The organism is Ruegeria sp. CDSC079 (assembly GCF_059610505.1).
Genome location: NZ_JBXWNT010000011.1, coordinates 87341 through 101924, shown reverse-complemented (window position 1 = coordinate 101924; position 14584 = coordinate 87341). Strand labels below are relative to the sequence as shown.

General features: G+C 58.9%; 14 protein-coding genes and 1 tRNA gene. 4 read left to right on the top strand and 11 right to left on the bottom strand.

What is annotated here, in order from left to right:
• Positions 1–189 precede the first annotated feature (189 nt).
• A tRNA-Leu gene (locus AC2FIC_RS18530) sits at positions 190–276 on the top strand.
• Positions 277–409: 133 nt separating this feature from the next.
• On the opposite strand, the gene mutT is transcribed toward AC2FIC_RS18530, so the two are convergent.
• The 3 genes from mutT to AC2FIC_RS18515 are packed head-to-tail and all read right to left on the bottom strand — an operon-like array spanning position 410 to position 2884.
• Positions 410–808: an 8-oxo-dGTP diphosphatase MutT gene (gene mutT, locus AC2FIC_RS18525; RefSeq protein ID WP_496692631.1), complete on the bottom strand. Its 399-nt coding sequence runs from the start codon at positions 806–808 to the stop codon at positions 410–412.
• Entirely contained in the window at positions 805–2031 is a 1227-nt protein-coding gene (gene argJ, locus AC2FIC_RS18520) for a bifunctional glutamate N-acetyltransferase/amino-acid acetyltransferase ArgJ (RefSeq protein WP_496692630.1), read from the bottom strand. The genes mutT and argJ overlap by 4 nt, the downstream gene beginning before the upstream one ends.
• 4 nt (positions 2032–2035) lie before the next feature.
• The gene (locus AC2FIC_RS18515; protein ID WP_142637319.1) at positions 2036–2884 is read right to left on the bottom strand and encodes a peptidylprolyl isomerase; all 849 of its coding nucleotides are present in this window, start codon (positions 2882–2884) and stop codon (positions 2036–2038) included.
• Positions 2885–3060: 176 nt separating this feature from the next.
• Here AC2FIC_RS18515 and secA point away from each other — a divergent pair, with 176 nt between their 5' ends.
• From secA to AC2FIC_RS18500, 3 genes are all read left to right on the top strand, one after another.
• Positions 3061–5778 (top strand): preprotein translocase subunit SecA, encoded by a 2718-nt coding sequence (secA, locus tag AC2FIC_RS18510; protein WP_496692629.1) that lies wholly within the window; start codon positions 3061–3063, stop codon positions 5776–5778.
• 100 nt (positions 5779–5878) lie between these two features.
• Positions 5879–6805, top strand: coding sequence for a hypothetical protein (locus AC2FIC_RS18505; protein WP_496692628.1), 927 nt, complete (start codon positions 5879–5881; stop codon positions 6803–6805).
• 25 nt (positions 6806–6830) lie between these two features.
• A complete protein-coding gene (locus tag AC2FIC_RS18500) occupies positions 6831–8387 on the top strand; it encodes a phosphate ABC transporter substrate-binding/OmpA family protein (RefSeq protein ID WP_496692627.1) in 1557 nt (518 codons plus the stop codon).
• A gap of 3 nt (positions 8388–8390) precedes the next feature.
• Here AC2FIC_RS18500 and radC read toward each other — a convergent pair whose 3' ends face one another.
• The 8 genes from radC to AC2FIC_RS18460 are packed head-to-tail and all read right to left on the bottom strand — an operon-like array spanning position 8391 to position 14583.
• Positions 8391–9146 carry a RadC family protein gene (radC, locus tag AC2FIC_RS18495; RefSeq protein WP_496692626.1) on the bottom strand — a complete coding sequence of 252 codons (756 nt, stop codon included), beginning with the start codon at positions 9144–9146 and terminating at the stop codon, positions 8391–8393.
• A 35-nt stretch (positions 9147–9181) separates the two neighbouring features.
• Positions 9182–9916, bottom strand: a complete 735-nt coding sequence (locus AC2FIC_RS18490; protein ID WP_271950546.1) for an ABC transporter permease — start codon at positions 9914–9916, stop codon at positions 9182–9184.
• Entirely contained in the window at positions 9913–10641 is a 729-nt protein-coding gene (locus AC2FIC_RS18485; RefSeq protein WP_496692625.1) for an ABC transporter ATP-binding protein, read from the bottom strand. Before AC2FIC_RS18485 ends, AC2FIC_RS18490 begins: the two co-directional genes overlap by 4 nt.
• Positions 10638–11312, bottom strand: a complete 675-nt coding sequence (gene tenA / locus AC2FIC_RS18480; protein WP_185956696.1) for a thiaminase II — start codon at positions 11310–11312, stop codon at positions 10638–10640. The genes AC2FIC_RS18485 and tenA overlap by 4 nt, the downstream gene beginning before the upstream one ends.
• Positions 11309–12244, bottom strand: coding sequence for an ABC transporter substrate-binding protein (locus AC2FIC_RS18475; protein ID WP_142637333.1), 936 nt, complete (start codon positions 12242–12244; stop codon positions 11309–11311). Before AC2FIC_RS18475 ends, tenA begins: the two co-directional genes overlap by 4 nt.
• A 19-nt stretch (positions 12245–12263) precedes the next feature.
• Positions 12264–13229, bottom strand: coding sequence for a thiazole biosynthesis adenylyltransferase ThiF (locus AC2FIC_RS18470; RefSeq protein ID WP_142637335.1), 966 nt, complete (start codon positions 13227–13229; stop codon positions 12264–12266).
• Positions 13226–13822, bottom strand: a complete 597-nt coding sequence (locus AC2FIC_RS18465; RefSeq protein ID WP_142637337.1) for a thiamine phosphate synthase — start codon at positions 13820–13822, stop codon at positions 13226–13228. Before AC2FIC_RS18465 ends, AC2FIC_RS18470 begins: the two co-directional genes overlap by 4 nt.
• Positions 13819–14583 (bottom strand): thiazole synthase, encoded by a 765-nt coding sequence (locus tag AC2FIC_RS18460; protein ID WP_142637339.1) that lies wholly within the window; start codon positions 14581–14583, stop codon positions 13819–13821. Before AC2FIC_RS18460 ends, AC2FIC_RS18465 begins: the two co-directional genes overlap by 4 nt.
• Position 14584: the final 1 nt, after the last annotated feature.

The following is a 14584-nucleotide window of genomic DNA, read 5'->3' as shown; positions in this document are numbered from 1 at the left end:
CCTGCTATTGGGTCCTGATCCGATCTACCGCCCAATGCCCTTTCAAACAAGGCGCAATAACGCCGCGCAGCCACGAAAAAGCAACGCGGCACAGACGCTCGAAAGCAGTGGTTAAAAAACTTTCAAAAAACTTTCCGAATCCGGTTGACGCCTTCCGCCAGTAGGCTTAAACGCCCCTCCACGACACCTGCCCAGGTGGCGGAATTGGTAGACGCGCTAGCTTCAGGTGCTAGTGTCCGTATGGACGTGGAGGTTCGAGTCCTCTCCTGGGCACCAAACTCCAAACATCTCCCTACTTTTCAAGCGATTGCGCTCGTGCGCTTTTCCGTTTCTTGCCTGCGCCTAAGCGCTGCAATAGGTTTAAATCGCGCGCTGAATTCCAGCGTCCAGACAAGATCGAACCGGGACCCTAAAGCCAATCCCGCAAAATCGGGATCAACGGCACATCTGCCGCAGGCATCGGGTAACTGCGCAGATCATTCGCACGCACCCATTTCAGCGCCTGTCCTTCCTTCGATTGTGGAATGCCTTCCCATTTGCGGCAGGCAAACAGCGGCATCAACAGGTGGAAATCATCATAGCTGTGGCTGGCGAAGGTCAGCGGGGCGAGGCATGAGGCCCAGGTGTTGATGCCCAGCTCTTCTTCCAGCTCGCGGATCAGGGCGGCCTCGGGTGTTTCGCCGGGTTCGATCTTGCCGCCGGGAAACTCCCACAGGCCCGCCATGGATTTACCTTCGGGGCGCTGCGCCAGCAGCACCCGGCCCTCAATGTCTATCAGGGCGACCGCAGAAACCAGAACTGTTTTCACGACCGGTAATCCGCGTTGATCTCGATATAGCCATGGGTCAGGTCGCAGGTCCAAACGGTGGATTTACCCGCGCCCAGCCCTAGATCGACGCCGATTACAAGGTCCTGAGCTTTCATGTATTCGGCGGCGTCTTCCTCGCGGTAATCGGGACTGACCCAACCTTTTTCGGCCACAAGGATGTCTCCGAAAGAAATGCTCAGCAGGTCACGGTCGGCAGCTGCACCCGATTTTCCGATGGCCATGACGACGCGGCCCCAATTCGGGTCTTCGCCCGCAATGGCGGTTTTTATCAGTGGTGAATTGGCAATCGCCAATCCATGCACCTTGGCGTCGGCATCGGTGACGGCCCCGGTCACACGAATTTCTACGAATTTCGTGGCGCCCTCGCCATCGCGTACCACTTGTTGGGCAAGGTCCAGCATCACGGTTTCCAAAGCCTCGGCAAAGGCGGCATTGTCTGTCGCATCCACCCCCGAAGCCCCAGTAGCACACAGCAGCAGGCTGTCCGACGTCGAAGTGTCGCTGTCGACGGTGATGCAGTTGAAAGTGCGGTCGGTTTGCACACCCAGCATCTGCTGCAGCGCGGATTGCTCGACCTGGGCGTCGGTGAAGATATAAACCAGCATCGTCGCCATATCAGGCGCGATCATGCCAGAACCCTTGGAAATCCCCGCAATAGAGACCGTTTTCCCATCAATCTCGACCTGCGCCGAAGCTCCTTTCGGAAAGGTATCCGTGGTCATGATGGCCCGCGCTGCATCTTCAATTGCGTGGCGACTGAGTCCGGATTTCAGGGCCTCAAGCTGCGCCACGATGCGGTCATGCGGCAAGGGTTCACCGATCACACCAGTTGACGAGGTAAAAACCCGTTCGACCGGTACGCCTGTGGTCTTGGACACTGCTTGCGTCACCTCGGCGACCGAGCTTTGGCCATAATGCCCGGTAAATGCATTGGCATTGCCCGAATTCACAAGGATCGCCGCCGGCCCGTCACTTGGCCCGCCGATCTTTTCCTGACAATCCAGCACGGGTGCCGCGCGTGTGGCAGAGCGGGTAAAGACCCCAGCCACTGATGTGCCCGGATCCAGGACCGCCAGCATCACATCAGTGCGGCCTTGATAGCGTACGCCGGCTTCGACGGTCGCAAAGCGCACACCGTCAATCGCGGGCAATTCGGGAAACGCCGCCGGGGCCAGCGGAGAGACTTTGGTGATCGAGGCCACGGGGTTACTCCTGAATCAGGTCCAACTGACGCACGATGCCCGGGGTCACATCTTCGAGCGCAGGACGTTCGATCTGTGCAGCCTGGGTCAATTCGCCGATACGGGCCTGAATAGCTTCACTTTGCAGATCCTGTGCCAGCTCGTCGCGTACCGCATCAAGTGCGGGCGCTTCGGATTTGCGCTTGTCATTCAGAATGATCACGTGCCAGCCGAACTGTGTCTGCACCGGGTCCGACACCTGATCCTTCTCAAGCGCGACAACGGCGGTTTCAAACTCGGGAACCATCTGCCCCTTGCCGAACCAACCCAGCACCCCGCCATTCGGGCCGGAAGGACCAGTTGATTTTTCTTTGGCCAGCTCGGCAAAGTCGGCGCCATCATCCAACTGAGCCTTAAGGTCTTTGGCCTCATCCTCGGTCTCGACCAGAATATGGCTGGCATTAAACTCATCTTCGCCTTCAAACTCGGCAAAGCGCGCATCATAGGCGGTCTGAATGGTTTCTGCCGTTACAACTTCGTCGATCAGGGCATTTACGGTCTGAACCGCCAGCAACGACCGCGTCTCGTTCTCGATGGCCAAGGCGTTCAGATTGCTCAGCCCTTCTTGCTCCTGGCCCAGCAACTGCTGCTGAATCAGCTGTTCGATGATGAAATCATACAGAACATCATCTTCGACCTGCTGATAGTTGGGGGGCAGTGTCGCAACTGTTGCGATCACATGCGCCAGAGTGATTTCTTCGCCGTTTACGCGGGCGACCACCGTGCTGGCATCGGGCTTGGTTTCGGCGGCCAATGGCAGCGCCATCACCGTTGCAAGGGCCAGCGATGGCAGAAAAGTGAGGCCTTTGGGCATGGAATCATCCTATTTCTTTGCCACGGCAGGGCGCAGCGTTGACACTCTGGAACCTGCCGCTTACATCGCTTTGAAGCCTTGGACAGGGCCGCCTTTCACCCCCCGTATCTATGGGTTGCGCGCAAGGTGGGCAAGCCTGTCAAAACCAAGACAAGAACAGATCCGCTGGAGTGAACATGCTGGGACTCGGAACGCTCGCCAAAAAGGTGTTCGGAACACCGAACGACCGCAAGATCAAGGCGACCCGCCCCCTGATCGAACAGATCAACGCGCTGGAACCCGAGTTCGAGAATCTGTCGGATGACGGCCTGATCGCAAAGACCGCCGAGCTGCGCAAACGTGCGTTGGAAGGCGAAAGCCTGGATGATCTGCTGCCCGAGGCGTTTGCCAACGTACGCGAAGGGGCAAAACGCGCGCTGGGCCTGCGTGCCTTTGATGTGCAGTTGATGGGCGGCGCCTTCCTGCATCAGGGCAATATTTCCGAGATGAAAACGGGTGAAGGCAAGACATTGGTTGCGACCCTCCCCGCCTATCTGAACGCGCTGACCGGTAAAGGCGTGCATGTGGTCACAGTGAACGAATACCTGGCCAAGCGCGACTCGGAATGGATGGGCAAGGTGTTTGCCGCCGTGGGCATGACCACCGGTGTCATCTGGTCAGGTCAGCCCGATGCCGAGAAAAAGGCTGCTTATGCCTGTGACGTGACCTATGCCACCAACAATGAGCTGGGATTTGATTATCTGCGCGATAATATGAAGGCGGAACTGGATCAAATTTACCAGAAACACCACAATTTCGCGATCGTGGATGAGGTCGACTCGATCCTGATTGACGAGGCGCGGACGCCGCTGGTCATTTCGGGGCCCTCCGAGGACCGGTCGGACCTGTATACCGCGATTGATGCGCTAATCCCATCATTGGGAGAAGATCACTTCACGCTGGACGAAAAGTCCCGGAACGTGACCTTCACGGATGAAGGTAACGAGTTTCTGGAGCAACAGTTGATTGCCAACGGCCTGATCCCAGAAGACCATTCGCTGTATGATCCTGAAAGCACCACAGTCGTTCACCACGTGAACCAGGGCTTGCGCGCGCATAAGCTGTTTACACGTGACAAAGATTACATCGTGCGGGACGGCAATGTCGTTCTGATTGATGAGTTCACCGGTCGCATGATGCCAGGTCGTCGCCTGTCGGAAGGTCTTCATCAGGCCATCGAAGCCAAGGAAAACGTGCAGATCCAGCCCGAAAACGTAACATTGGCCAGCGTGACGTTCCAAAACTACTTCCGCCTGTATGACAAGCTGGGCGGCATGACCGGCACCGCGCTGACCGAGGCTGAGGAATTTGCCGAAATCTACGGTCTGGGCGTTGTCGAAGTACCAACCAACAAACCGATCGCGCGTCTGGATGAGGACGATCAGGTCTTTCGTACCGCGGCCGAAAAATACGGCGCCATGATCGATGAGACAAAGGAAGCCCAGAAAAACGGACAACCGGTCCTTCTGGGCACCACGTCCATCGAAAAGTCCGAATTGCTCAGCCAGATGCTCACCAAAGAGGGTATCCAGCACAATGTTCTGAATGCCCGCCAACACGAGCAAGAGGCGCAGATCGTTGCCGATGCGGGCCGATATGGCGCAGTAACCATCGCCACCAACATGGCCGGTCGCGGTACTGATATTCAGCTGGGCGGCAATGTGGAAATGAAGGTTCTGCAGGCGCTGGCCGAAAACCCCGAGGCAGATCCGGCCGAGCTGCGTGCCGCGGAAGAAGCCCGCCATGCTGAAGAAAAAGAAAAGGTCCTGGCTGCCGGTGGGCTGTATGTCATGGCGTCCGAACGGCACGAGAGCCGCCGTATCGACAACCAGCTGCGGGGCCGGTCCGGCCGTCAGGGTGATCCGGGCCGCACCGTGTTTTACCTCAGCCTCGAAGACGACCTAATGCGCATCTTCGGCTCGGAACGGTTGGACAAGGTTCTGACCACGCTGGGCATGAAAGAAGGTGAGGCCATCGTCCACCCTTGGGTGAACAAATCGCTGGAGCGGGCGCAATCCAAGGTCGAAGGTCGCAACTTTGACATGCGCAAGAACGTCCTGAAATTCGACGATGTGATGAACGACCAGCGTAAGGTGGTATTCAGCCAACGGCGCGAAATCATGTCCGCCGACGATCTGTCCGAAATCGTATCAGACATGCGTGAACAGGTGATCGACGATCTGATCGACGAATATATGCCGCCGAAATCCTATGCTGATCAGTGGGATACCGAGGGTTTGCACGCAGCGGTCAAGGAAAAATTGACCATTGACGCCCCGGTTCAGGATTGGGCCGCTGAGGAAGGCGTGGATGACGAGCAGGTGCGCGAACGGCTGATCAACGCCGCTGACGAGATGATGGCGCAAAAAGTGGCCGCGTTCGGCCCCGAGAACATGCGCAACATCGAAAAGCAGGTCTTGCTGAACACGATCGACAGCAAATGGCGCGAACATCTGCTGACGCTGGAACATCTGCGCTCGGTCGTGGGCTTCCGCGGCTATGCCCAGCGCGACCCGCTGAACGAATACAAGAACGAAAGCTTCCAGCTGTTCGAATCCATGCTGGATTCGTTGCGCGAAACCGTGACCCAGCAGCTGTCCCGCGTGCGACCGCTGACCGAAGAGGAGCAGCGCGAAATGCTGACCCAGATGCAAGCGCAGCAGGCACGGGCGCAGCAGGCGGTAGATCAGGCCACTGGTCACGCCGAAGCGGTGGCCGAGGCCGAAGCCTCGGGTGATGCGCGGCCTGGATTTGTCGAAGACGACCCGGCAACTTGGGGAAACCCGTCGCGCAACGACAAGTGCCCCTGCGGTTCAGGCAAGAAGTTTAAGCATTGCCATGGCCGGTTGACCTGACGTCACCACAATCGAGACACAATGAGTCCGCCTCACGGCCACATATTAGCCGTGATTCAACTGCAGGGTGCGAATCGCTCCTTCAACTGGGGAGGGTGTCTTGTTTGTAATTAAGAACTACGTAACCACTGGCGGCACCGTTGCTTGTGCATTGGCTATTGGCTACCTCATGCAGAACGGAACCCCTGCGCAACCGCGAGGGGAGCGGGCTTCTGTTGATGTGGCATCAGTTACAGATCAGGCTTCAATCATCCCCGGGTTAAGCGAAGTCGTTCTGACCTCATCTGCGCCGGTTCACGGAACAAGCGAAGAGACCGGGTCCGACAACCGTTTTATCGAATCCAGTCGATCAGAACCTGTCAATTCCGTTGACTGCACCCTCAGTGCGCGCGCTACTGCCGTTCCCGGTGCTGCCGCCCGGCTGGTCGTCAACGCCCCCTGCCACAGTAATGAATCCGTGGAAATTCACCATAGCGGTCTGACAGTCACACAGCGCACCGACGCAGTAGGGCGCATGGACATGACAATCCCGGCCCTGTCAGAATATGCGATCTTTCTGATCTCGTTTGAAGACCAGCATGGAACAGTCGCAACCACCCATATCGCTGACATTGCCAATTACGAACGCATTGCCCTGCAATGGCAGGGTGAAACTGACCTGCAAATTCATGCGCTGGAATTCGGGGCCATCTATGGCGGCAATGGCCATGTCTCGGCCGAGACCCCGACCGAAGGCGCCGGACAGGTAGTGCGTCTGGGCAATACCGGAACCGGGGACATGAAAAACATCGAAATCTATTCGTTCCCTGCTGGTCTTTCCAACCAAAACGGGTCGATAGAAATCACTGTCGAAACCGAGGTGACTTCAGAAAATTGCGGGCGCGACCTGAACATCCAGTCGCTTGAATTGCGGGATGATCGGTTGAGATCAAAAGACAGGACGCTGAGTTTTCCTGAATGCTCCCGCACCGGAGAGTTTCTGGTGTTGAATAATCTCTTCCAAGACCTGACAATCGCCGCAAACTAAATCCGCAGGCAGGCTCGGGCATCTTATGACATTCTTTCGTGTGGCAGCGGCTGCACTGGCTTCCGTTACAATCGCTTCGGGCGCACAGGCGCAAGACATCTCGCTTATGTCGCATGACGGCAAGGTTGAAGTCACCGGTGACCTGCTGGGATTTGACGGCGAGTTCTATCGCGTGGCAACACAATTCGGCACGCTGACAGTTGATGGGTCCGGTGTGACCTGTACCGGACCTGCCTGCCCAAGCCTGACCGATTTTGTGGCTGAAATCCGATTTGCCGGATCTTCGGTCATGGCGGAAAAGGTTCTACCAGCGCTGATTGTTGGCTTCGCACAGCAGCAAGGGTTGTCGGCGACCCCAAACAGGCTGACCGCCAACACATTTTCTTACGAACTGCACCAACCCGGGCGGGCAGCACCGCTTGGTCGGTTCTTCTTTGACGCAGGGAACACTGAGCGCGGATTTAGGGCGCAGGCAGAAAACCAGGCTGATATTGTTCTGGCGTTGCGCGAAATCCGACCCGAAGAGGAGCAAGCCGCACAAGCGGTAGGCCTTGGCGATCTGACCCGCACCCGCCGGGCCCGCGTCATCGCGCTTGACGCTTTGGTACCAATCGTTGCCAACTCGAACCCGTTACAGCAAATCTCGCTTGCGGAATTAACCCGGGTGTTTTCGGGCGAGATTACGAGTTGGGCCGAGTTGGGCGGACCCGATGCGCCAATTTCACTGCACCTTCCGGAAGCCGGTTCGGGTCTGGCCCAGAATGTCGAAGACAGGCTTCTGGGACCCTCCGGCACAGCCCTTTCCGAGGCAGCCATTCGGCATAACCGCAGTACTGATCTGGTGCGTTCCGTTGCTGCGGATCCCTTTTCAATAGGTGTCGCAAGCCAAGCCGAAGCCAGCACCGCGCGTGCCCTGCCTTTGACCGGCGGATGCGGTCATGCGCTGGCGGCAACTCGGCAGTCAATCAAGACCGAAGATTATCCGCTGACCTCGCCTATGTTTCTATACCTACCGGACCGGCGATTGCCGCGTTTTGCACGTCAATTCCTGGCCTACACCCAGGGAGCCGAGGCGCAGATGGCAATACGCGAGGCTGGCTTTGTCGATCAAACTCCCGAGACTATGGGTCTTGGGGTGCAAGGGGATCGACTTGCCAATGCGATCGCGTCGGGCGGATCAGAAGTTGGTTTAGAGGAACTTCAGCGGCTGGTCGAGATTTTCAGACCCATGTCCCGCCTATCACTGTCCTTCCGGTTCGAGCCCGGTTCCTCGCGCCCGGATGCGCAGTCACGGTCCAATATCCGACATCTTGCCCTTCTTTTGGAATCCGGGACCCTCGATGCCCGAAAGCTTAGGTTTGTCGGCTTCAGCGATGGCGAAGGGGCAGCGTCAACCAATGCGCGGATCGCATTGTTGCGGGCAAAAACCGTTCGCAATGCCGTATTGGCCGAGATTGAAACCGCTATCGGGGACAGCGTCGAAATCACGGTCGACGCATTTGGCGAGGCCATGCCCATGGCCTGCGACGACACGGAATGGGGCCGAAAGGTCAACCGCCGGGTCGAGGTCTGGGTTCAATAGCACTCATAGATAGCCTTCGGACCTGAAGCTCAACTCGTTCGACTTTCCAATGATCAGATGGTCATGCAGCGTCAGGCCCAGTGCCAGGCAGGCATCCTGAATTCGGTTGGTCATGTCGATATCCGATTGCGACGGGGTCGGGTCACCTGACGGATGGTTATGCACCAGTATCAACGCCGAGGCATTCAGCTCCAGCGCCCGTTTGGCAACCTCGCGCGGATAGACAGGGACATGATCCACCGTGCCCTTGGCCTGTTCCTCATCAGCGATCAGCACGTTTTTGCGATCCAGATAGAACACACGGAATTGTTCGGTCTCACGATGGGCCATGGTGGTGTGGCAATAGTCCAGCAATGCGTCCCATCCGGAAATCACATGTCGCCGCATCACCCGCGCGCGGGCCATACGATGGGCGCAGGCCTCAAGGATTTTCAGATCAGTGATCACAGTATCCCCGACACCTTTGATTTGACACAACCGTTCCTCTGGGGCGGTCAGCACCCGATTGAAATCGCCGAACGTATCCATCAGCGCACGCGCCAGCGGTTTCACATCCTGCCGGGGGATTGAACGGAACAGGACCAGTTCCAACAGCTCATAATCCGGCATGGCGGCGGACCCGCCAGACAGGAACCGTTCGCGCAGCCGCTTGCGATGATCTTTGATGTAGGAGGGTAACCGACCCGTCGGCAGCGGCTGCACGGGGGCTTCGTCTGTATCGAACAGCATTGGGGCTTCGGAAAAGGCGTCCTGTGTCATGCTCTCAGCCTGACGCAGAATCGGTTTCCAGATGGTTAACGCACCTCACCTGCCATGCGGGCAGTGGCGCGGCGGACAACCATATGCAACACGATGGAAAACACTCCCAAGGTCAGCATCGCGGCGAACATCAGATCGGTCTTTGCACGGCCATTGGCCAACAGCATCAAATATCCCAACCCTTGCGACGAGCCGACCCATTCACCAATCACCGCCCCGATCGGCGCATAGACGGCGGCCAGCCTCATCCCCGACGCCAGCGAGGGCATCGCCGCCGGAATGCGGATATACCACAGCACTGCACGCGGACTGGCCTGCATCGTGCGCGCAAGGTCCAGATAGCCCTGCGGCGTCCGCATCAGCCCATCGAAGAAAGACGAGGTGATCGGGAAATAGATGATCAGCACCGCCATCGCGACCTTGGACCACAGACCATAGCCCAGCCAAAGCGTCAGCAACGGGGCCAGCGCGAAAACCGGCAGAGCCTGCGTGAACACCAGCATCGGCTGCACCAGAACTCGCGCCGCCCGCGAATTGGCCAGTTGCAGCGCCGTAACCACACCCAGAACCGTCCCGAAGGCCAGTCCAATCACCACTTCAACCGCAGTGATCCAAGTGTGTTCGGCGATCAACCAACGGTTCTGCCACCAGGTCTCGGCCACCACGGCGGGGCTTGGCAGGATGAACTTAGGCAAGCCGGTCGTCCAGACGATCCCCTGCCAGATCGCAATCGCAAACACGGTGGCTGCAAGGGCTGAGAGATATTTCATGCGACCGCCTCGCGCAGCAAGCGCAACAGCGCACCTTGCGTCTCAAGCGTCTCAAGGTCGTCCACATGGCGCGGGGCAGGTGCATGCGGCGGCTCACAGGGGGTCAGGCCCTGCTGTGTCATCACCATGATGGACTGGCCCAGCCGGGCGGCCTCACCCGGGTCATGTGTCACCAGCAAAACGGTCCGGCCCTGCAACGCCTCGACCGCCAAGTCCTGCATATCGGCCCGAGTGCGGGCATCCAGCGCCGAGAACGGCTCATCCAGCAGAACAATCGGGCGATCCTCCATGAGCGTGCGGGCTAAAGCGACGCGTTGGCGTTGGCCGCCCGACAGTTCGGCGGGTTTCTTGGTCATATGATCCTGCAATCGCATGCGCTGAATCAGACGGTTGCGCCGCTCCAGATCGACCGACTTGCCCCGAAGCCGCGCACCTAACGAGACATTCTGTGCGACCGTTGCCCAGGGCAGCAGCAGATCATCCTGCGCCATATAGGCCACGCGGTCCTGCATCGGAGCACCATCGCCGGCGGTGATCTGCCCGGTGAACACGGCACCTGTATCAAGCCCGGCAATCAGACGTAGAATTGTGGTTTTACCGACGCCCGATCCGCCCAGCAGGCAAGTCCACTGCCCGGCCCCAAGGGTCAGGGTGAGCGGCGCGAACAGGGTCGTTCCGTCAATCGTGGCCGTACCTTTGATGCTCAGATCGGGCGCCGGGGTCATGGGGTCAGGCCCATTTGCCAGAAGTTGACTTCTAGCTCGGTTGCCGTGCGGAAGGTCTGGCACAGGCGATCCCAGCGCGGCGAGGCTGCAAAGTCCTCACCAATACGCCGTGTTAGAGCCTGATCGAACAGTTCTCCGACCGCTTTGCATGCGCCCTGGTAGTCGTCGCTGGCATAGGTATTGATCCAATCACGATAGACCTCGGATGTAGCTTCAGAGGCCAACCGCGTGCCGATTTCGCCATAGCCCATCACACAAGGGGTCAGAGCCGCCAGCAGGTCCAGCAAATCACCGCTATACCCGGCCTCAAGCACAAAGCGTGTATAGGCCAGGTTTTCGGCGCGTTCAGGGGTTGCGAACAGCTCCTCATGGGAAATCCCAGCCGCCTCACAGATACCGATATGCAGCTGCATTTCCTCGGCGACCAACGCATTTACCGTGGCCACGGCGGTCAGCATTTCCGAATGAGTCTCGGACTTAACAACCGCCAGTGCCCAAGCACGGGAAAAATGGATCAGGAACACATAGTCCTGTCGCAGGTAGTGCAGGAACGCCGCGCGCGGCAGCGTTCCGTCTTTCATCCCTTCCACAAAGGTGTGGCGAGTGTAATCCCGCCACGGCCCCTGCGCGGCATCCCGCATTAATGCGAAAGCTTTGCCGTAATTGCTCATTGCGCGGTCACATCGATGGCAATGTCGCTGACCGGGTTCAGGCTGTCGATCATGCCGCTGTTCTTCAGGAACTCCTCGAACCGCGCATAGCGACCCGCATCAAACGCCGCCGGACGCAGCGCGAACCGGGGCAGCGTGTCGACCCAGGCACGGGCATTCAGCTCATCCTTCAGCTCGGTCGAGGTGGCCGCGAAGATTTCCCAGCTTTTTTCCGGGTTGTTGACGATATACTGGGTCGCTTTCTCGGTCGCGGCCAAGAAACGGGCGATTTTGTCGGCATCCATCGTATCGGGATTGGCGACATAAATCAGCTCGTCATAGGGTGGGATGCCTTCCTCTTCGATATAGAAACAGCGACCCGCGACACCTTCGATATCCATCTGGTTCAGCTCAAAATTCCGGAACGCCCCGATAACTGCATCCACCTGACCGGTCATCAGCGAAGGCGACAGCGAGAAGTTGACGTTGACCATCTCAATCTCATCCAGACCGATATCATGCTGACCCAGAAGGGTTGTCAGGATCGCCTCTTCGACACCGGCGACCGAGAAACCGATTTTCTTGCCCCGCAGATCGGCCAGCGACTTGATCGGGCCATCATCCAGCACCAGCAGGCAGTTCAGCGGGGTGGCAACCAGCGTGCCGACCCGTTTCAGCGGCAAGCCCTCATGGATTTGCAGATGCAGCTGAGGCTGGTAGGACACTGCCAGATCGGCCTGACCAGCGGCCACCAGACGCGGCGGCGCGGAGGGGTCCGCGGGCGGAATGATTTCAACCTCAAGCCCCTGGTCGGCGAAATAGCCGTTTTCCTGTGCGACGATAATTGGACCATGGTCAGGGTTCACAAACCAATCCAACAAGACGGTCATCTTATCCTCGGCCCAGGCCGGCGCGGCAGCCAGCAGGGCGATTGCAGCGATCAGTTTCTTCATGTTTCGCGGTTCCTTCTGTTCACGAAGTTGAGGCTGCGACAAGAACAATCTCGCCCGGCCAATTCGGTTGAATTCGTTCGGCAGCGCGCCAGGCGCGCAATCCGGTAGCACAGCACAATGCCAGTCTTTTACCCTTATTAGGGTCGATATCGCTCAGATCATCCGGCGATATCCGTTGCGCGTCAGGATGTACCGGGCGCGGGGATTCCTCGGCGCTGCGCAGCTCGATGATATGGTCATCTGTCGTCAGCTGCCCGGCCGAGAGAAACCGGAAACAGCTGTTCGGTTCGGGCGCATCGTCAAAGCGGAAGGCCGTGCTGCGGAGTGTCCGACCATCGTACTGAACCATCTGACCCAGCACCGAGGGCGTCAGCCCAAGGATCAGGTTCAGCGCCATCTGCGCCTGCATCGCGCCAATCGTCCCGACGACCGGGCCCAGAACACCAGCGGTGGCGCAGCTTGCCCCGCTGTCCGGCGCGTCGGGAAACAGCGCGCGCAATGACGGCGCGCCGCCGCAGAAACCGCCGACATAGCCCGACAGCCCAAGCACCGAGGCGCTGATCAGCGGCTTGCCCTGCGCCAAGCAAGTGTCCGAGAGGATATAGCTGGCCGCATAGCTGTCTGCGCAATCCAGGATCACATCCGCCTGAGCGACCAGATTACCGGCATTTTCACTTGTTAGAGCCTGTTTTCTGCCGCTGACGTCTATGTCCCTATTGATCGCCGTGCACCGTGCCGCCGCTCGCTCGGCTTTGGGATGTCCGCAATCCGTTTCAGTAAACAAGGTCTGCCGATGCAGGTTGGACAGCTCAACCTGATCCCCATCCAGGATCGTGATCTGCCCGATCCCGGCCCCGGCCAGCAGCGGCAGGACCGGGGCGGCCAACCCGCCCGCGCCCACCACCAGCACACGTGCCGAAGACAGGCGCGCCTGCCCTTTGGCCCCTACCTCTGGCAACAGCGTCTGACGGGCATATCGGCTCATCTGGTGACCTCGATCCATTGACGCAGACGCGCTTCGGGGTCGGTATTCAGGGTAATATCGGTCACGACCGAGACGATATCCGCCCCAGCCTGCAGGACACCCGGTGCACGCTCGACGCTCATCCCGCCGATGCCAACCAGTAGAGTATCACCAACGCGCGCTTTCCATTCTGTGACGCGGGGCAGACCCTGCTGCTGCCATTTCATCTTTTTCAGGATGGTGGGATAGACCGGGCCAAGCGCCACATAGTCGGGGTCCATGGCCAGCACGCGCTCTAACTCATCATCATCATGGGTGGACACGCCCAGTTTCAAACCCGCCTTGCGGATGGCAGTCAGATCGGCCTCGTCCAGATCCTCTTGCCCCAAATGCACCCAGTCACAGCCGGCGTCGATGGCCGCCTGCCAATAGTCATTGACCACCAGAACTGTCCCATTTGCGCGGCACAGGTCACGCGACTTGGCAATCTGGTCACGCACCACATCCATGGGCTGGTCCTTGACCCTCAGCTGTACCAACTTGATGCCCAGCGGCAGCATCCGGCGCAGCCAGTCCGAATGATCGAAGATCGGATAAAACCGGTCGAGTGTCATGACAGAAATGCCTTTCCAATAACCGGGGTCGAAGGTTCCGCCATATCGCGCGCCTCGATCGGGTCGGCCTGATGGGCCAGTTGCCCGGCCTCGATCGCGCGGGCCATTGCGCGGGCCATCAAAACGGGGTCCCCGGCGCGGGCCACAGCAGTGTTCAGCAGTACAGCGTCATAACCCAGCTCCATCGCGTGGGCGGCGTGGCTGGGCAGGCCGATGCCCGCGTCAATCACCAAGGGCACATCCGGGAACTCTGCCCGCATCGCCCGCAGGGCATATTCATTGTTCAGCCCCCGCCCTGACCCGATCGGCGCGCCCCATGGCATCAGCACCTCACACCCGGCGGCAAGCAGCCGTTCGCCAACAATCAGATCGTCGGTCGTATAGGGAAAGACCTGAAACCCGTCGCTGGTCAGAATGCGCGCGGCTTCGACCAGCTGGAACACATCCGGCTGCAGGCTGTCGGTATGGCCGATCAGTTCCAGCTTGATCCACTTGGTATCAAAGACCTCACGCGCCATATGGGCGGTGGTCACCGCCTCTTTGACCGTGTGGCATCCGGCGGTGTTGGGCAGCACCAACACGCCCAGATCGCGGATCATCTGCCAGAATGCTTGCCCCGCCCCGGATTCACGGCGAAGCGAGACCGTGGCAACACCCGCCCCGCTTTCGCGAAAGGCCTGCTCCAGAATAGCTGGGCTGGGATATTGCGCCGTGCCCAGCATCAGCGGGTTGGCCAATGTGGTTCCGTAAAAGGATTTCATC